17 protein-coding genes are annotated in these 19,661 nt (G+C 43.4%); 3 read left to right on the top strand and 14 right to left on the bottom strand.

What is annotated here, in order from left to right:
* The first annotated feature begins 66 nt into the window (after window positions 1–66).
* Window positions 67–1,206, top strand: a complete 1,140-nt coding sequence (locus AB3329_RS07775) for a tyrosine-type recombinase/integrase (RefSeq protein WP_368395313.1) — start codon at window positions 67–69, stop codon at window positions 1,204–1,206.
* A gap of 143 nt (window positions 1,207–1,349) precedes the next feature.
* On the opposite strand, the gene AB3329_RS07770 is transcribed toward AB3329_RS07775, so the two are convergent.
* The 12 genes from AB3329_RS07770 to rpsO form a co-directional block, all read right to left on the bottom strand.
* A complete protein-coding gene (locus AB3329_RS07770) occupies window positions 1,350–1,811 on the bottom strand; it encodes an Hsp20/alpha crystallin family protein (protein ID WP_368395312.1) in 462 nt (153 codons plus the stop codon).
* Between the two features lie 224 nt (window positions 1,812–2,035).
* Window positions 2,036–2,221, bottom strand: a complete 186-nt coding sequence (locus tag AB3329_RS07765) for a DUF6440 family protein (RefSeq protein WP_368395311.1) — start codon at window positions 2,219–2,221, stop codon at window positions 2,036–2,038.
* Window positions 2,222–2,379: 158 nt separating this feature from the next.
* Window positions 2,380–3,240 (bottom strand): DegV family protein, encoded by an 861-nt coding sequence (locus tag AB3329_RS07760; protein WP_368395310.1) that lies wholly within the window; start codon window positions 3,238–3,240, stop codon window positions 2,380–2,382.
* A gap of 90 nt (window positions 3,241–3,330) precedes the next feature.
* The gene (gene rlmB, locus AB3329_RS07755) at window positions 3,331–4,080 is read right to left on the bottom strand and encodes a 23S rRNA (guanosine(2251)-2'-O)-methyltransferase RlmB (protein ID WP_368395391.1); all 750 of its coding nucleotides are present in this window, start codon (window positions 4,078–4,080) and stop codon (window positions 3,331–3,333) included.
* Window positions 4,081–4,233: 153 nt separating this feature from the next.
* Complete coding sequence (locus AB3329_RS07750) at window positions 4,234–4,641, bottom strand: Mini-ribonuclease 3 (RefSeq protein WP_368395309.1); 408 nt, start codon at window positions 4,639–4,641, stop codon at window positions 4,234–4,236.
* Window positions 4,634–5,977, bottom strand: a complete 1,344-nt coding sequence (cysS, locus tag AB3329_RS07745; RefSeq protein WP_368395308.1) for a cysteine--tRNA ligase — start codon at window positions 5,975–5,977, stop codon at window positions 4,634–4,636. The genes AB3329_RS07750 and cysS overlap by 8 nt, the downstream gene beginning before the upstream one ends.
* A gap of 256 nt (window positions 5,978–6,233) precedes the next feature.
* The gene (locus AB3329_RS07740) at window positions 6,234–7,013 is read right to left on the bottom strand and encodes a nucleoside phosphorylase (RefSeq protein WP_368395306.1); all 780 of its coding nucleotides are present in this window, start codon (window positions 7,011–7,013) and stop codon (window positions 6,234–6,236) included.
* A gap of 30 nt (window positions 7,014–7,043) precedes the next feature.
* Window positions 7,044–7,667 (bottom strand): serine O-acetyltransferase, encoded by a 624-nt coding sequence (gene cysE, locus AB3329_RS07735; protein ID WP_368395304.1) that lies wholly within the window; start codon window positions 7,665–7,667, stop codon window positions 7,044–7,046.
* 738 nt (window positions 7,668–8,405) lie between these two features.
* Window positions 8,406–9,155 (bottom strand): SseB family protein, encoded by a 750-nt coding sequence (locus AB3329_RS07730; protein WP_368395303.1) that lies wholly within the window; start codon window positions 9,153–9,155, stop codon window positions 8,406–8,408.
* A gap of 5 nt (window positions 9,156–9,160) precedes the next feature.
* Complete coding sequence (gene pnp / locus AB3329_RS07725; protein WP_368395301.1) at window positions 9,161–11,326, bottom strand: polyribonucleotide nucleotidyltransferase; 2,166 nt, start codon at window positions 11,324–11,326, stop codon at window positions 9,161–9,163.
* A 431-nt stretch (window positions 11,327–11,757) separates the two neighbouring features.
* Complete coding sequence (gene adhE, locus AB3329_RS07720) at window positions 11,758–14,439, bottom strand: bifunctional acetaldehyde-CoA/alcohol dehydrogenase (RefSeq protein WP_368395300.1); 2,682 nt, start codon at window positions 14,437–14,439, stop codon at window positions 11,758–11,760.
* Window positions 14,440–14,832: 393 nt separating this feature from the next.
* Complete coding sequence (gene rpsO / locus AB3329_RS07715; RefSeq protein ID WP_067064034.1) at window positions 14,833–15,102, bottom strand: 30S ribosomal protein S15; 270 nt, start codon at window positions 15,100–15,102, stop codon at window positions 14,833–14,835.
* A 314-nt stretch (window positions 15,103–15,416) separates the two neighbouring features.
* On the opposite strand from rpsO, the gene def reads away from it, so the two are divergent.
* Both def and AB3329_RS07705 read left to right on the top strand, forming a co-directional pair.
* On the top strand, window positions 15,417–16,031 hold the full coding sequence (gene def / locus AB3329_RS07710) for a peptide deformylase (protein ID WP_368395299.1): 615 nt from the start codon (window positions 15,417–15,419) through the stop codon (window positions 16,029–16,031).
* Between the two features lie 18 nt (window positions 16,032–16,049).
* Window positions 16,050–18,680: an LTA synthase family protein gene (locus tag AB3329_RS07705; RefSeq protein WP_368395298.1), complete on the top strand. Its 2,631-nt coding sequence runs from the start codon at window positions 16,050–16,052 to the stop codon at window positions 18,678–18,680.
* A 57-nt stretch (window positions 18,681–18,737) separates the two neighbouring features.
* Here AB3329_RS07705 and AB3329_RS07700 read toward each other — a convergent pair whose 3' ends face one another.
* On the bottom strand, window positions 18,738–19,286 hold the full coding sequence (locus tag AB3329_RS07700; protein WP_368395297.1) for an NADPH-dependent FMN reductase: 549 nt from the start codon (window positions 19,284–19,286) through the stop codon (window positions 18,738–18,740).
* Window positions 19,287–19,458: 172 nt separating this feature from the next.
* Window positions 19,459–19,661: hypothetical protein (locus tag AB3329_RS07695; RefSeq protein ID WP_368395296.1), on the bottom strand; the 203-nt coding region annotated here is incomplete at its 5' end.

The raw sequence follows: 19,661 nt of genomic DNA, 5'->3' as shown, positions 1-19,661 counted from the left end.
TAAAACCTGCTTTGCAGTAGGCCTTTTTACTATACCCATTTTAACAAGAAATGAGGTAGAAAGCAAATGTGGTCAGAAAGAAATAAGAACGGGACACTAAGATTTGTGGAAAGATACAAAGATCCATACACAGGCAAAACAAAGCGTGTCTATGAGGTTGTGGATAAAGACACACCGCAAGTCAGAAATAAAGTAGCTAGAATACTGCAGGAAAAAATCAATGCTAAGCTTCAAAAACAACCAAACGTTACGAATATCACTTTTGGAGAGCTGCTTACCGAATTCATGGACAGCTGGTCTCAAGGTGTTAGAGAGTCAACTGTTTATACTGCAAAAAATATAAATAAGATTATCCAAACAAAAATACCTGAAGATTATCTTGTTCAAAACATTGACCGTCGATTTTTGCAAAGTATCATAAACGACCTTATCAAACAAGGACGGTCTCATAATTTTACTAGCAAAGTAAAAGTTAAACTTAATCAGATTATGAAATACGCTCTCCGTATGGGCTATATTGAAACAAATGAAATGCTTTACGTTGAAATGCCTAGGAAAATCATTACAAAAAGAGATTTAGAGAAGAATAAAACCAAGTATCTTGACCAAACAGAATTCAAGCTGTTAATACAAAATCTAAAAGAAGAAGCTCTGTGTGACCATAGAATAGAAAAATACATCAAAATCGCAAAAGTGTTATTTTTAACCGGAATGAGATATGGCGAATTGGCCGGACTAAATTATAAAGAAGACATTGATTTTACTAATCAAACAATACATATAAAGCATACTTATAATTTCCATCAAAAAGCAAGAACTGAACCAAAAACAGTGAAATCTGACAGAATTATTTCTGTCTCAGAAAGTGTGTTACTCTTAATCCAAGAACAAATAGCTATTAATATCAGAAATGGTTTTGATAATGACTATATTTTTATTAATACCATCGGAAAACCAATCACTCCGGATAGAGTTATAAAAATCCTAAAAAAGTATGGTGAAAAAGCGGGTATTGAGAAAAATATAACCACTCACATTTTTAGACATTCCCACATTTCTTTACTTGTTGAAATAGGAACCCCGCTACCTGTTATTATGGACAGAGTAGGACACTCAGACTCAAAGACCACTCTTGAAATATATTCTCATGTCACTGAACAAATGACCAATGATGTTATTCATAAACTCAACAAAATAACTTTTTAATTTTTCTGCCCCTTTTCTGCCCCTTTTGGGGATTATAAACACAAACGCCCCCTTTAAAACGTTGATTTCAAAGGGGGTTGTTGTATATAGACAATAAGAGCCCGAGACTGTCGTCCCAGACTCTATGTTTTTTTCAGAAGGTCTTAATCGATTGAAATACGATTAGGATTATCGAGCTTTTCAGTAGGTTCTTTCTTAGGAATTGTGAGGGTAAGTACCCCATCCTCAAACTTCCCGTGAACATCATCTGCTGTTACATTATCACCTACATAGAAGCTCCTTGACATCGTGCCGTAATAGCGTTCTTGACGGATAATGTTGTCTTCCTTATCCTTTTCTTCTCGATCATGACTTTTTGAGGCTGTGATGTTTAGATAGCCATTCTGGAGTTCAATGGTTATATTTTCCTTTTTAACCCCCGGCAAGTCAATTTCCACGTCATAATGGTCTTTTTTATCTTTGACATCCATCAACATTTCACGACCGGCATTTTTGCTGATATTACGCCGGATATTCGTAAATTCTTTTGATACATCGTCAAACCAGTTATCTAATAGGCCATCTGAAAATAATTTAGGTGTCAGCATTTTACTTACCTCCTTCACCTACTATTCCTCTCTTTTTAGAGAGATGGTTATCCCTACAAGATAATTATACTGCTCAAATCCTCTATTTTCAAACATTTAGCGAGCCTTTTCTGTTTTCTTAAGTGATAAATCGTTATTTTATCTTTATAAGTCAATTTCATACAAAAAGCACCCCAATCGTTAGATTTTGTGTCTAACTTTTGGGCTGCACTTCAAAACTCATTTGCTGCTTTTTTGCATATTTAGAAAGGAGCATCAGCGATCTCTGTTACAACGACTTTTCCTTCTTTATCCAGCAAAGGGGTTAAACCGCCGGCATTGCCGTTAGAGTGAAAGAAATAGTTGACACCAGTTTCTTGATCTACAAAGATTTCACTGACAGTTATGCCACCTTCAGTATAAACTCTTTTAAAACGTTTATTTTTCATTTTTATTCTCCTGTATAAACATGAAACAGTTTTTGGTTATTTCTGACCTTATTTATCATGCAGAATCCACTGCCTCAAAATACCTTCAAACGCCCAGTCTCTTTACTTCCTTCTATCTTTAACAGATAATTAGAACCTTCAGTCAGCCGGGCTTTTATTCATCTCGCATTTTTAGCAATTGTAAATACGGCTAAGGTATTCGGGCCAACATGTGTTGAAATCACCGGACCCAAGGGCAGAATGATAACCTGCTTGATATCTTCATATTCCAGAAGCTGTTCTTTTAAGCTTTGAGCGGCTTTATCATCATTTGCATAGGCCACTACTGCTGTATCATGACCGAGATCCGCCGTTGCCCGTTTGACCATTTCCCTCATACCTTTTTTGCGACCGCGCAGTTTTGCCAAAGGTACGAGACGGCCGCTGGCATCCAGCCACAGCAAAGGTTTAATGTTAGCTAAACTTCCGACAAGTGCGGAGGTCTTAGACAGCCGACCGCCGCGCATCAGGTGATAGAGGTCGTCCACCAAGAAGAAGGTCCGCAGTCGCGGAGCCACATCAGCAATTAAGGCTTTGATGTCTTGAAGAGACTGCCCCTCTGCTCTGGCTTTGGCCGCCAGCATGACCAAGTAGCCTTCTCCGCCGGCTGCTGCTAAGGTATCAATAATATCAATAACAGCCTCCGGATACTCTTCTCGAACGATATCACGCGCTATCAGAGATGATTGATAAGTACCGGACAAAACGGATGAAAAAGCGATATAAAGAACATCTTCCCCGTTTTCAGCCGCCTGACGAAAGACCGTCTCAAACTGTCCGGCATTGACTTGGCTTGTAGTCGGCTTCCCACCGGCTGCCATTTTTTCCAATAAAAGGTCACTTGTCAGCCGATCAGGTCCGACCGTCTCATAAGTCACATTATCCAGCTGGACAGTCAGCCCCATTATCTGAACATCATTTTCCAAAGCCCAGCTTTCCGGTAAATCAGCAGTGGAATCCGTTATGATTTTTAATCCCATATTAGTCTCTTTTAACTCACCTTTCTTATCAAATCATCTTTGGCTATCTATTTATTTAGCAGATATTATAAAGTATTCTTTCTATTTCAGCTATGTCAAGCGCTGTCTCACAACCTCATACATTAAAATTGCTGCCGCAACACTGGCATTGAGACTCTGCACATGACCGTTCATTGGAACAGTCACCATTTCATCCACCTGTTTTTTAACATTGGGAGAGATGCCTTTTCCTTCACTGCCAATAACCAATGCCAGTTTCCCCGATGTGTTCCACTTATAAAACGGGGTGCCCGTCATATCCGTTCCAAAAATCCAAAAGCCCTGTTCTTTGAGCATAACAAGAGTTTGGCTGATGTTCGTTACACGAGCAATGGGGACATATTCTGCTGCACCTGTTGATGTCTTTGCTACTGTTGGGGTGACCCCGACTGCACGGTGTTTGGGGATAATAATCCCAGATACACCGGCCGCATCAGCTGTTCGCAAAATGGAACCAAGATTATGGGGGTCTGTCAAACCGTCTAAAACAAGTATAAGAGGGTTATCATCCCGCATTGCGGCCTTAAGTAAGCTCTTTAGTTCTGTGTAAGCAAATTCAGTTACCTGCAGGACAAACCCCTGATGGACAGACTGACCGCTCATTTCAGATAGGGCTGTCTTAGGCAGAAAAGAAACAGGAACATTTTTTTCATCTGCTAAATTTTTGATTTTATCTCGGTTTCTTCCCCATAAATCATTCTGAATATAGAGCTTTCGGCCACTGTCAGCCTGCAGGCTTTCGATGACCGTATGGACTCCGTAAACAATAGAGGAAGGGCTTTTAGATTGTTTGTTTTTCATATAAGAAATTATAGCAAGTCCCTCTAGTATTTTCAACTGCCGCCTGAGGGATTACACGCATCTTTGAAGCTAGTCTGAGTGCATTGTCTTCTGCTGTAAAACTAACGGTTTAGATACTGTCTTTTTTCTGCTCTTACAGATAGATGGCAGCTGTCAAGATCGGGGCTTATTTTCTACAGCAGCTATGCACCAAGCAATCAGCTCTTCCAAACGGCTGTGCTGTTCAGTCATATGCAGATAGCCCATAACAGCCTCAAATCCTGTAGACATATGATAAGTGATAATGTCTGTATTTTTAGCTTTTGTGTAACTTTTAGCGTTGCGGCCGCGTCGGTAAATAGACTCTTCTTTATCTGTCAGCCGGCCTTCTTCCAAGAGTTTGCTGACCAGCATCGCCTGAGCTTTGGCTGATACATAGTGAGTGGCCAGACGGTGCAGCTGACTGGCCTTAGTCAGTCCCTGAAAAATCAAATGACGGCGGATGTACATCGAATAAACCGCATCACCTTCAAAAGCCAGAGCAATCCCATTGATAAGCTCAGCATTAAAATGCTCAGTCACGGCTCCACCTCACTCCGTCTTTGGTATCAAGGAGCTTAATGCCTTGTGCCGCCAAGCGGTCACGAATAGCATCTGCTGTCGCAAAATCACGGTCAGCACGAGCCTGCTGGCGTTTTTCAATTAACTGTTCAATATCACTGTCAAGCACTTCTTCCTCAAAAACAATACCAAAGACAGACAGCATTTTCGCAAAAGTCTCTTTGACAGTTTGGTCATAATGACCCGAATTAATCCACTTAGCCAAATCAAAAAGGACAGTTATCCCGTTTGCTGCATTGAAATCATCATCCATAGCAGCCTTAAAATCAGCAGTAAAACGCTCAATTTCTTCCGTATCAGCTTCTTTTGTCAAGGGCTGCTGATAGGTGTTTTTAAGATATTTCAGATTGACAGCAGCATCGTGGACCGCTTTTTCTGTAAAGTTAACCGGTCTGCGATAGTGCTGTGTAGCCAAGAAAAAGCGCAGCACCTGACCATCAACAGTCTTTAGCATCTCATGAACGGTTACGAAATTGCCGAGAGACTTAGACATTTTTTCATTATCAACATTGACAAATCCGTTATGCATCCAGTAATTGGCGAAAGTCTGACCCGTTTTGGCTTCTGACTGGGCGATTTCATTGGTGTGATGAGGAAACTCTAAGTCGGTGCCGCCACCGTGGATATCGATGGTGTCTCCTAAAATAGTTGTAGCCATAACGGAGCATTCAATGTGCCAGCCGGGACGTCCTGCTCCCCAAGGACTCTGCCAAGAAACTTCTCCCGGTTTAGCCGCCTTCCAGAGTGCAAAATCAAGCGGATTTTCCTTGTCATCGCCTTCACCTTCTACTCGGCCGCTGGCTCCGACCTCAAGGTCTGCCAGCGTTTTATTAGCTAATTTAGCATAATTTTCAGACCTTGCCACACGAAAGTAAACATCGCCATTTGTCTCATAGGCATAGCCTTTAGCCACTAAAACCTCTACAAAATCAATAATTTGATCCATGTAGTCAATAACACGCGGATGCTTTGTCGCAGGCTTGACCCCGAGACGCTTAACATCATCCATAAAAGCAGCAATGAATTTGTCGGAAAATGCTTTGGTATCCATACCGGCCTCAGCTGCCCCTTTGATAATCTTATCATCCACATCAGTAAAATTAGAGATATAATTAACCGTATAGCCGCGGTATTCAAAATAACGGCGAATGGTGTCAAAGGCAACAACACTGCGGGCATTACCGATATGGATATAATTGTATACAGTCGGTCCGCAAACATACATATTGACGGTTTTATCGGTAATTGGTATAAAATCACGCAGACTGCGGGTCATTGTGTCATAAATCTTAATCATAGGCACCTACCTTCCCTCAAATTTCTTGCAGGCTTTTTAATATATATATGTCAGTTTACAAGCTCCGGTCACTCTTAGGACAGGACTTTATTTCTTTGTTCGCTGCCATCACTTCCTATTTTTATCTGCCCAGTAAAGGTATAAAATCAAAACAGGAATAAAAATCAGAATCGGATACACAGAGCTGTAATGCCCTGACTGGATTTGCCCTATAACATAGCCAAAACTGCCGATCAGATAAATTGATAGCCATTTATTATTCTTCCAAAATCGCTTCATTTTCAGCCTCTTTCGCAATAGCTAAAGCCAGATCAAATAAAGGCAGCCAAGCAGGCAAACTTTTGCGCCTTGCTTCCCAAGCACCAGCAAGTCGGTTGACGTAATCAGCCGGATAGAAAAACTGACAGACTTCCGCCTGACGAAATCTTGCCCAAGCCATGATAGCCGCCGCTTCCATATCTACGACTGCGGCACCAGAGGACATGCGGCGCTTAACCTTTTCCGGCGTTTCACGGTAAAAGGCATCTGTAGTCCAAGTCTTTGTTTTGATATAGCTGATACTATGTCTGTCAAAAACCTTTTCCATAATAGCCAACGACGCCTCATCATATCTGATTTCCTCGCTGGCAGGAGCATAATGGTAACTTGTCCCCTCATCACGCAGAGCAGAAACCGGCAAAATAATGGTTTGATTTGTTATAGTTTTATCCAGAATACCGCAGGACCCCATAATGATAAACCTGCGGAAGCCCTTAGCTTTTAGTTCTTCTAAAACACCAACTATCGCTGGTGCACCAACAGGAGCCAGACAGACCGCGACCTTTTGGCTGCTTCTTTGGTAGATAAACCAAGACTGCTTGCCATTGAGGTTTTGCAAATAACCGCCAAAATGAACTTGTGGAAGCCCAGCCAGTTCTTCCACCATGTCACCGGCAAAAGAAAGAATAATGGTTTCACAGACCTCTCCGCCGCCTCGAACAGCTTTGTCTGTCGGTTCGATAATAGCAGGACTGTCATCAAATTCATTCAACAGCATACTGCCTCCTATAACTTGCTGCCTCCACTATCAAAGCTTAGAAGAGTGTAAGCTTGCATAACGCGCTTCTTCCAGTTTCGATGTGTAGTATTTTGATTCCCGTTCTTCTTCAAGCTGACTGATAGCAGCCTCATCTTTCTTACCATGGACACGGACGACCTTAGCCGGAACACCTACTACGGTGACATCAGGCGGAACATCCGCAACAACAACCGCAGCAGCACCAACCTTGGCATTCTCTCCAATTTCAATAGGGCCGATGACCTGAGAATGGGCCGAAACAAGAGCACCCTTACGGACAGTGGGGTGACGCTTGCCCACATCCTTTCCGGTTCCCCCTAAGGTTACGCCGTGATAGAGCATAGCCCCTTTTTCTACAACAGCCGTCTCTCCAATCACCAAACCTGAACCATGGTCAATAAAGACCCCTTCAGCAATTTGAGCACCCGGGTGAATTTCAATCTGCGTCCAAAATCGCCAAAACTGGCTATGCATCCTCGCTAACAAGCGAAAACCATGCACCCATAAAAAATGAGACAGCCGATGTGCAGCCAAAGCCTTTATCCCCGGATAAGTCAACAATACTTCAAGTGACGTACGGGCGGCCGGATCATTTTCTTTTACAATAGCAATACTTTCTTTCCACCAGCCCATAACAACTCCTTCCAATAAGATACAAAGGCCGTTAAAAGAGCAAAGCAAAAATAGGAGACTGACCGCTGAGTCACTACAGACTCAAGGGAAGTCTATCTTTTTTGCACAGCTCTTAGGCCGTGTTCAATTCACAAGATACAAAGCCCGTTAAAAACGCAAAAGGAAAATAGGGGACTGACTGACGAATCGCAAGATTCTAAGTCAGGACATCTTTTTCCCGCAGCGTTTAGGGCGTGTTCAGTTCAAATAAGATACAAAGCCCGTTAAAAACGCAAAAGGAAAATAGGGGACTGACTGACGAATCGCCAGATTCTAAGTCAGGACATCTTTTTCCCGCAGCGTTTAGGGCGTGTTCAGTTCAAACAAGATACAAAGCCCGTTAAAAACGCAAAAGGAAAATAGGGGACTGACTGACGAATCGCAAGATTCTAAGTCAGGACATCTTTTTCCCGCAGCGTTTAGGGCGTGTTCAGTTCAAACAAGATACAAAGCCCGTTAAAAGAGCAAAGCAAAAATGACGGTAAGTCCGAAATCTTTGATTTCGCAGACGCAGCTCTGCCAGAACGACTAGAAGGGTGCGGGCGGCCGCTAGGACGACAAAGCCTTCAGACATCTACGGCGGTCAGGATAAACAGTGAAGCAGAATCGCAAATTAGAGGTCTCCCTCACTCTCTAATTTTCAAGTTCGGGCTGAAATCATCTGCTGGATCAATTCACTCCCTCGCATTTAGCCTTATTTTAAACATCAATATCCGACCAATTAATTAAAATTTGCTCTTCATCAAATGGGTTAACAGCGAGACCAAAGGTCTCTTCTGTTTCTGCCTGACCCTCCCTTGGTTTATAAATATCTTCAATTTTCCAAGTCAGAACAAGGCCCTGCGCTTGTCGGAAGGCACCTCCGAATTCTTCCTTATTGTACCATTTGGCAAAACTGACCAGGTTAGAGAAAATGGGGACATAGCGTTCCCCTTCCGGGGTAGCCATAATTGGAAAAAGACGTTCAAAATGATTATCTTCCTGCGGATGAATGTAGACAGGCACCAGATAATATTTATCCATGGTATCGGCCTGTAGATTTTTTTCATTCAGCAAGTGATCCAAAATAGAACTGTAAGTCGCCAAAAACTGGATCATATCCTTGCTTGAAAAAATAGTTGAATTTCCAAAATCTCCTGTTTTTTTCAAGTTGAAAGCCAAACCGGCAGAGCCTTTGGCAATCCCCTCTTCCAGGACAGTCAAAGCAGATCGCTTGGTCCAGTGCTGATTTCTGGCACTGATTTCCTCTTTTTTAAAATTATCTAAATCGGTAAAATCGGTAAAGACTGGAGTCACTTGCTGGCCGCTGATTTCAAGAATATAGGGCTGATCACTGGCCAAAACAGGATAGCTGTGCAGGGCATTGACTAAGGCAATGCTGTCTAAAAAATGGTCAGGGTCTGCAATAAACTTTCGCAGACTGACATCAAGTTCTTCTATTTTGCTCATGTCCTCTATTTTTCTTTTCTATTATGATGATGTTTGTGGTGCGAATGCTCTTTGTGATCTTTTTCTGACCGCTGCGGACGCGGAAGCAGGGCTTTCATTGAAGCATCTACCCGGCCTTTATCGTCAATCTTGATAACTTTAACATCAACTTCATCACCTAGACTCAGCACATCTTCCACTTTGTTCACCCGTCTCCAGGCCAGCTCGGAAATATGCACTAATGCATCTGTTTTTTCAAAAAGATTGACAAAAGCACCAAATTTTTCAATGCGCACAACCTTACCGTGATAAACTTCATCCACCTTAGCTTCGCGGACCAAACCGGCAATAATCTCTTTAGCCCGTTCAATAGCTGACTGATCGCTGGAATAAATAGCAACATGACCTTCTTCATCAATATCAATCTTAACGCCGGTTTCTTCAATAATTTTATCAATAGTCTCCCCGCCTCTGCCGATGACAATTTTGATTTTATCAACATCAATTGTCATCGTATCGATCTTAGGCGCTGTCGGCGCCAGTTCAGGCCGCGGCTGAGGAATTGTAGCTTCGATTAAATCTAAAATTTCAAAGCGGGCTTTCTTGGCCTGAGCCAGAGCCTCTTCTAAAATTTGCGGTGTGATACCGGCAATTTTGATATCCATCTGCAAGGCAGTAATCCCTTGGCGCGTACCCGCTACTTTGAAATCCATGTCGCCAAAGTGGTCTTCCAAACCTTGGATATCTGTCAAAATGGTATACCGTGTCCCGTCTGAAATCAGCCCCATTGCAATACCGGCAACAGGTGCTTTGATAGGGACACCCCCAGCCATTAAAGCTAGAGTTCCGGCACAGATAGAAGCCTGTGAAGAGGACCCATTGGACTCCAGTACCTCTGCCACCAGACGGATAGCATAGGGGAAATCCTCAAAACTAGGCAGCACCTGAGCCAAGGCCCGCTCACCGAGTGCACCGTGTCCGATTTCCCGCCGCCCGGGTGCACCGTAACGTCCGGTTTCCCCGACAGAATACTGAGGAAAATTATAGTGATGGATGAACCGTTTCTTATATTCTGGGTCTAAACCGTCAACAATCTGAGTTTCCCCCATAGGGGCCAGAGTTAATACGGATAAAGCCTGTGTCTGCCCGCGTGTAAAGAGGCCGGAGCCATGAACCTGCGGCAGAAAATCGATCTCAGCGTCCAGCGGACGAATTTCATCAATCCTGCGGCCGTCCGGACGAATCTTATCTTCAGTAATCAGGCGGCGAACCTCTGCATGCTCCATCTGCTCAAGAATTTCAGCCACATCCCGCATGATGGTATCCAAATCTTCGGCATCTGCAAACCGCTCTTCATAGACAGCTTTCACTTCTTCCTTAAGTTTTTCGGTAGCCGCTTCACGAGCCTGCTTTTCCTCAATCTGAACCGCTTTTTGCAGCTCGAGAGAATAGGCTGCAGTAATTTCTTCCTGAAGACTGCTGTCGACTTGCAAGAGTTCAACCTCGGCCTTAGGCTTGCCAACCTGAGCAATGATGTTCTCTTGAAAAGCAATCAGCTCCTTTATCGCCTCATGTCCCTTGAGCAAGGCTTCAAGCATAATCTCTTCAGATAGTTCCTTAGCCCCAGATTCTACCATATTAATGGCATCTTTCGTCCCTGCTACAGTTAAATCTAAAAGCGATTGCTCTTTTTGCTGGGCTGTCGGGTTAATGATAAAGTCCCCGTCAATGTAAGCCACCTGAACACCGGCAATCGGACCCTCAAAAGGAATATCCGAAACAGATAAGGCCAGTGATGAACCCAGCATCGCGGTCATAGGGGCGCTGGCATCTGCATCGTAAGACAGAACCGTATTTATGACCTGCACTTCATTACGAAACCCTTCTGCAAACAGCGGCCGAATCGGGCGGTCAATCAAACGAGCCGTCAGAGTCGCATCTGTTGAAGGGCGGCCTTCCCGTTTATTAAATCCTCCCGGAAATTTCCCGGCTGCGTACATCTTTTCTTCGTAATTCACTTGTAGAGGGAAGAAATCCCCAGCAGACATTTTCTTTGACATGGTAGCAGCTGTCAGTACAGTGCTTTCCCCATAGCGAATCAAGGCGGCACCGTTGGCCTGCTTAGCCAACTGGCCGATTTCAACGATGAGGGGCCGGCCGGCAAAAGTTGTCTGAAAAACCTGTTTTGTCATTGTCATCTCCTTAAGTCATCAAAAACATTTAAAATACTATCTATCCGGATGAAGCTGCTAAAACCCAGAGGTTAGGCCAAGGTCAGCAGGCTGATACCTTAGAAATAGTGACGTTTTTGCTTCTTATAATAATGATAGCATACGTGTTTTCTACAAAAACTAATCTGTAAGGCCTTTACAAACTTGTTTTTGTATAAAACCACGTATTGTTATTATCATACCATAATTTAAGCAAAATAAAAAATCCGGAAAACTGTCTCTTTTTCAAAAAAATGCTGTCTTTAAAATGAGCAGCAGATGATTTTCTCTTCCCTAATTAAGAAAAAGAGGCTGGGACAAAAGTCCCTGCCTCACTTTACTTTTTTAAATATATGCGTTTGACACAGTGGTTGATTGGAAATTCTTGTCCCACTTCCCATTTTTATCAACTCTTAGAACTGGTCAATTAACAATTGTTTCAGCTCAGCAATGTAAGGCTGACGCGGGTTGGCAGGAGTACATTGATCATCGTAAGCCAGACTTGCCAAACGGTCAACAGCTGCATCAAAGGCTTCTTTGGTAACGCCATTAGCAGACAGTTTAGGTTCAACACCAACAGCATGCATAAGTTTATCGATGCGTTGGCAAAGTGCTTCGACTAATTCCGCATCATCTTTGCCCTGCAGACCCAGATAGCGGGCAATATCAGCATAATCGCGCTGTGCACGGTATTCTTCATAGCGTGGGTAGACAGAGCGTTTAACATTGCCGGATACGCCATTGTAGCGGATAACATGCTGCATAGCAATGGCAATAGCAAGACCATGCGGCAGACCGAATTCTCCGCCGGTTTTGTGAGCAAGAGAGTGGTTAATACCTAAGAAGGCATTCCCAAAGGCCATACCGGCAATTGTAGAAGCATAATGCATATTTTCTTTAGCCTGTTCTCCGCGCAAAGTCGGATTTTGAGGATCATAGTTATAAGCATCTTCTAAATTCTCAATAATCAGTTTGATAGCTTCAAGCGACCAAGGTCTTGTGAAGTCAGAAGCCATCACTGAAACATAAGATTCCAGCGCATGTGACAAAGCGTCAAGACCTGACCAGGCAGCAGTCCGTTTTGGCACAGTCATAACAAATTCCGGATCAACAATTGCCACTTGCGGAACCAGCTCATAGTCGGCCAGCGGGTATTTGACATGAGTGAAATCGTCAGTAATAACAGCAAACGGTGTCACTTCAGCCCCTGTCCCTGAAGTTGTCGGGATACAGAAGAGGCGTGTTTCTGTTTGGTGTTTGAATTTGACAATCCGTTTACGGATATCAATGAATTTTTGCTGCAGTTCAAGGAAGAACTCGCTTACATTATCATAACTGTCGAGCCAGCCGGCTTCCTTATCAAGCGATACCTCATAAATCAAGCGAGCAATCTTAGACGCATCAATTGCGGAACCCCCACCGATAGCAATAACGGTGTCCGGTTTGAAATCACGCATTTGTTTGGCAATTTCGATAGTTTGGCCTAAAGTCGGATCTGGTTTGATGGTGCCATAAAGAGATGTCACAACCTTTTCATCGCGTAAAGCGAGCTGCGCATAAACTGTGTCAACAAAACCGAACTGAACCATACCAGGGTCAGCTACGATAAGCGCGCGCTTCATTGGTTCATAGGCATCCTGCAAGTAAGAAATGGCATTCTTTTCGTAGTAAGTTTTTTCCGGCAGACGGACCCATTGCGGACGATTGCGGCGCTTAGCAACAGTTTTTACATTCAAAAGGTCGCCGGTTGATAAATTGTGAGACAATGAATTTTTCCCCCATGATCCTGTTCCAAGAGTTAAGCTGGCTTGCAGCGCATCTGTGTAAACATCTCCGATACCGCCGACTGAGTCTGGCTGGTTAACCAAGATACGAGACGAATTCAGAGCATCACCGAATTCAGTGACAAACGGATCAGACTGTGAGCCGATTTGAATAGCACAGTTGTGGCCTGCCCCTTGATAATCTAGAAGAGCAGCTACGATTTCGATACCGTCCTGACGGTCTTTAGCTTTATAAACAGAAAGGAGAGGAGAAAGCTTTTCAGATGACAGTTTTTCACCGATATTTTTCTTATCCAGTTCAAACAAGAGGACATCTTTGCCTTCCGGCAGCTTCACTCCGGCCTGTTCGCAGATCCATTGCGCCGACATACCGGCAACCGGTCCATTTACCCCGTGACCATCATTGAAAACAAAATCTTCAAGTTTTTTGTAATCTTTCTTAGGAACCAGATAAGCGCCTTTTTCCTGCATTTTTTCCAGCCACTCTTTGTAAACCGGAGCTGCAACAACTGCTGAATTTTCAGTAGCACAGATCATACCGTTATCAAAACGTTTTGACAGGAGAAGATCTTCGACTGCCCGGTCGAGATGGGCTGTCGCATCAACAAAGACCGCACCGTTACCGGCACCGACACCCATAGATGGATTACCTGATTTAAGAGCCGCATTAACCATGCCCGGACCGCCTGTTGCCAAAATAGAAGCAATATTTTTGTTGGAAATCAAAGCGCTGGTATTAGCGATTGATGGAGTGTCAATCCATTGAATAATATTCTCAGGTGCACCGGCTTTAACAGCTGCATCGTATAAAATTTGGGCTGCATGTGCTGAACAGTTTTGAGCCGCTGGATGGAAAGCAAAGACAATAGCATTTCTGGTTTTCAGAGCTACTAAAATCTTAAACATGGTTGTTGAAGTCGGATTGGTTGTCGGCACGATTCCGGCCAGCACACCCAGAGGAGCTGCGATTTTAACGCCGCCTGCAACCTTATCTTCACCGATAATGCCTACAGTTTTTTCATTTTTAATTCTTTCGTAGACATACTCTGTAGCAAAGTGATTTTTCGTATCCTTATCTTCAACAATACCACGGCCGGTTTCTTCATGAGCTTCTTTTGCCAGCTGAAGAGATGCTTCAGAACCCGCCAAGGCCATAGCTGCAACGATTTTATCCACCTGCTCCTGTGTATAAGTCGCATAAACCGCCTCAGCAGCCAAAGCCTTTTCAACTAAGCCGTTCGTATACTGAGCCGCAGCCTCTTCTTGTGAAAGTTCTGCTTTTTTAACGTCTGTTTTTGCTTCTTTAACCATTAAAAACTCCTTTGTAAAATAGCGATGGCTGAATTTCCAAGCTAAGAAAATTCATTTGTGATTTTTTTCACTTGTTATTATATAATTTTCCCTGCATGAAATCAAGTGTTTTTTGTGATTTTTTTCATTTATTTTGCCAGAGGCCGGCTCAAGGCCCAACAGGACAGGGATAAGAAGGATTTGATTTCTTAAAAATAAGACTGATTGAATGAGGCATAATATAAAAGCTGTCAAATAAAATCAAAGAGAAAGGAAGCTCCAATAGTCTGAAGTACTTCTGTACTATTGGCCTGCCGCTGCTTTCCAGTCATCCCGGCCTTCATTGTCTAAAAAAAGAACCTAAAGCCAAAATCGTTTGTTCGGGCTTTAGGTTCTTTAAATAATTATTTTTGCTTAGCGGCGCAGTCCTAAGGACTGAATCAGCTCACGGTAGCGGTTGACATCTGTACGGCGCAGGTAAGCCAGCAAGTTCCGGCGGTGGCCGATTTTCTTCATCAGTCCGCGGTAAGTCGCATGGTCTTTTTTATGCTGCTTGATATGCTCGTTCAAATGGTTAATTTCCCAAGTCAGAACAGCTACTTGTACTTCAACACTGCCCGTATCGCCTTCATGGCGCGCATATTGTGCAATAATTTCATTTTTTTTCTCTTTTGAGATTGCCATAATTTTTCTCCTTTTATTGCTTCATCCGAGTTCTGGGTTTTGGCATATCCCGGAACCAAGAAAAAGTTAGTTAGTCTTTGCGACTGCTCCTATTGTAACAAATTCAAAAAAGCCCGTCAAACATTAATTAAACTAACTGTCGGATCTTTCTTTATATCTCAGCTAAAAAATTCAAAGATAGAAAGGCTTTGGCAGCAGGACAAGAACAGCTTGTCAGTTAGAACTCTCTTCTTTATTTACAGGGCATTTTGTGATATAGTAGATTTGTTTGAATTCAAAAATAATTTAATATCGCATTAATAAAGGAGAACAGCATGTCAGTACAGGACAAATTAATACGGCCGAGCCATGTCATTACAATGGATGATATCATTCGTGAAGGGCACCCTACTCTGCGGGCACGGGCTAATGATGTCAGCCTGCCCTTACAGGACGAGGACATTATTCTGGGGGAAAAAATGCTGCAGTTTCTTAAGAACTCTCAGGATCCTGCGACAGCTGAAAAAATGGGCCTGCGGGGCGGTGTTGGTCTGGCTGCTCCCCAGCTCAATATTTCTAAACGGATTATTGCCGTGCTGATTCCTAATCCAGAGGATGAAGACGGCAACCCACCGGCAGAAAGCTATAGTTTGCAGGAAGTCATGTATAATCCCAAGATTGTTGCTCATTCCGTACAAGAAGCTGCACTGGCTGACGGCGAAGGCTGCCTGTCCGTTGATCGGGAAGTTCCCGGATATGTTATCCGCCATGCTCGTGTAACCGTTGATTACTACAATAAAAACGGGGAAAAACAAAGGGTCAAGCTAAAGGGCTATCGAGCTATTGTCGTTCAGCATGAAATTGACCACACAAATGGTATTATGTTCTATGACCGCATCAATGAAGCCGAGCCTTTTGCTGTTAAAGAGGGCTTGCTGATTATTGAATAAAACATCAAGGAGAGCATTGTGAAAAGAATTGTCAACTGGATTGAAAAGCGGCAGAAATTCCTCATCAGCCTTGTCTGTGCTTTAGCCTTTTTTTCCTATGTCTTTTTGCTGCGCAATGAATTAAAAATAGCTGATAACAGCGGCAATATCAAGATTGTCGCAGCCAAGCAAAAAGACCCTTTAGCAGCTGGCTACCGCGGAAACACACGGCAAATTGCCTTGGAGGGGCAGCCGCTGAATGATGAAGAAATTATTCGCAATGACTGGGGTGTATACAGCGCTGCCGTACCTATTCCCATTAACATAACAGAAGCCACAGATGATCTGGAAAATCCGACTATGGAAATCCAGCATGATGGACCGGTCAGAAACATTTCCTTTGAATACAGCCGTTATTATTTAGGCGGTTACCTGCAGATTTATCTTGATGATGTCCTTTACATGCAGATAAATACTTATCAGGAAGAGGAAAGCTATGAACTGCTAACCATTGATTTCCCTCAGCATTACGGCTTAAGTGCTGCAAATGCTGGCTGGTGGCTGCAAATCATCGTTTTAGCAGCAGTGCTGCCTGTCTTTGTCCGGCTGGAGCTCTACAAAAAAATGCGCATCCAGCAGTTCCTTCTGGCCTTTGGACTGCTGGCTGCAGCTTGTTATGCCTTATCAGCCGGATTAGCTTACACGCTGCCGCAAAGCTTTGTCTTTTCTAATACGCTCTACAGCTTTGACAAGGCTATGCTGGTGTTGAGCCTGTTCACCTTCTTATCATTAATTTTGGGACAGGTCCTGCTTTATTTCGTCAAAAAAAGGTGGCGTTTTTTGGGGCAGATTCTTTATCTGCTTTTGATCGCTCTTGCGCCGCTCTTAACCTTTTACCTGCTGGAGAGTCCTTCGGCTTATGATTCTAATTTAAATGCAGCCGATATTCCGGCCAATCTGGCTATTATTACTATCGTTTGGCTGAGTCTGGCTATGATAACCACTTCCCTGCGCTTGGCGAGCATGCTGGCTGCAGTTGCCGCTCTTACCATGGGGATCGTCAATAAGGTATTGATTGCCCTCAGATCAACACCTCTTTTAGCTTACCATTTTCTGCAGATTCGCGACGGTTTAAATGTGGCGCAAAACACAACTATCATCGTTGAATTGATTATCCCGAGACTCATTTTTCTAAGCGCTCTTTACTGCATAGCGCTGGCTTTGCTGCCATCTTCCAGGAAACTATTTGCAAGACCAAAGCCACTTTCTGTTTGGCAGAAACTGCCCAGCCGGCTGGCCTTTGTGCGTCAAACTGTCTATCAGAAAATAATAACCGCCTTTGTCGGTATACTTGCCGCATTTTTTGTGGCCAGACCCTTGGTTTACCATGTTGCTGACAGCGTGGATATGCGCCTGCTCTTTTTTGCAATGCAGAAAACATATTATGAACATGGATTTGCTCTTTCTTTTGTCAGATTTTATGAAGTATCGCACGTCACAGAACCGGAAGGTTACAGCACTGATGCTGTCAAGGATATTTTGAGTCAATATCCGAGAAAGACGGAGACTGCCAAGCAGAAACCTAATATTGTCATTATCCAAAATGAGTCGCTGACCGATTATGCGCAGCTGACGTCTTTGGAATTTGACCCTGATCCGCTGGCCTTTATCCACTCTATGGATGATAATACAATCAAGGGGTCACTCTACGCTTCTGTACTGGGCGGCGGTACGGCTAATACGGAATATGAAGTGCTGACCAGCAACAGTTTAGCTATCTTACCGCCAAATGCTTTTCCTTATCAGCAGCTGATTACCTCACCAAAAAATAATATCACCAGTGCTTTAAACAGTTATGGTTACCAAAGTGTGGCAGTTCATCCTTACTTGGAAAATTTCTATCGCCGCAATTTAGTCTACAGCTACTTTGATTTTGCTGAGAGCTATTTCAACAATTCGACACCCAGCATCGAAGATCTTGTTGAGGTTCAGAATCTGCGCAGCTATGTCAGTGATGCCAGCCTTTATCAGGCCAGTCAGAAACTGATTGAAGATAAGCAGGAGCCGCTCTTTAATTTTATTGTTACCATGCAGGGACACGAAAGTTACGGTCTTCCGGAAGAAGAAAGCCCACGGACTGTCTCTATTGTCAATGGAGATGATGACAGCAGTGCGACTGATTTCTTATCCAGCGTCAAAGCATCGGACGAGGCTTTCAGCGACTTTATCACTTATCTTAAGACTTCTGATGAACCGACTGTGGTCATCATGTACGGCGATCATCAGCCGGGCCTTTCTAACAGCTATTTTGAACCGGCATTAGATGCCAATGATCCCAGCGCCAAATACCAAACTCCTTTTGTCATGTGGGCTAATTTTGATCTGCCTCAGAAAGAAGAAATTCAGATCAGTCCCAATTATCTTGTTCCTTATCTGTTTGACATTCTGTCACAGACAGACTATCCTTTGCCGGTGTCGTCTTATTATCAGTTTCTGTCAGAACTGCAGCAGCAAATTCCTATCATGACGACTTGGGGCTATTATGATGACGGATATACTTATTCTGAGGAAGCCCCTGCAGACAGCCAGCTTCTCAGCCAGTACCGGCTGTTGGAATATAATAATGTGATGGATAAAAGCGCCCTGACTTTAACACAGTATTATGAATAATAAAATCAAAAAAACTCACAGATGTGAGTTTTTTTGATTGGTCTGCAGATTGTTTGACTAATTATTAATAGCTGCCAAGACAGCATCTGCCTGTTTGCCGAGTTCTTCTAACACTTCTTCACTCAAGGTCAGCTCTCCGCTTGCCCAAGCTTCATCATTAATTCGCGATGCAGTCACTTGATCTACAAAAGTTGTCCGAATGAAAGGAAGCAGGTCACGATAAATAGCAGCTGTTTGCTCATGACCGCCATTAGCCAGAAGAGACACTGTTGTTACTTTGCTGTCAATAGCTGACGGCCCTGTCGGATCAGCCAGATCAACGGCGCGCGATGCCCAGTCCAGTAAGTTTTTCACTGGGCCTGGAATGGAAAAATTGTAAACAGGCGAGAAAATCCAAATAGCATCCGCTTCCTGAATAGCCTTACGAACATCAGCAACTGCCGGCAGAACCGGTGTTTCAAGGTCCTGATTAAAGAGAGGCACTTGACTGTAATCCAAGTAGGCTACCTTAGCTTTACCAGCAAGAATTTTTTCTGCAGCCTGAGCCATTTGCAAATTAAAAGAGCCCTCGCGAAGTGAGCCGACAACAAATAAAATGGTTTTCATTTCCTCTTCTCCTCGTAAAATAAGTTTATGGGGATTTTTCAATCCCAAGTTTTTAATAATTGTTATAACGTTAACTTGACTATTGCAAGGTTTTCCAGAACAATAGAGTCATGGAATGGACTCATGGTTGTTTCTTTCTCTCCTTGTTGCTTAGACTTCATTTTAAAGTCTGTTACCCAAGCCTTGTCCCTACTTCCAACACACTAGCTGTTTCCACTAAGCTCACTTCTGTACCTAGTAGGGTACAGGCGGCAGCTGAGCCAGTGACTAGAATTCTCTTATGCGAGGCTGTTGGTACAAGGTGTTTCTGGGGAACCTTACAGTAGTCAAGAAAACTTCCAAATCCAATTGAAAGGAGACCTTCCAAATGAAATG

Source organism: Streptococcus huangxiaojuni (assembly GCF_040930515.1).
Classification (GTDB): domain Bacteria; phylum Bacillota; class Bacilli; order Lactobacillales; family Streptococcaceae; genus Streptococcus; species Streptococcus huangxiaojuni.
The sequence above is the reverse complement of the archived record's forward strand: the minus strand, read 5'-3'. Positions and strand labels throughout refer to the sequence as shown.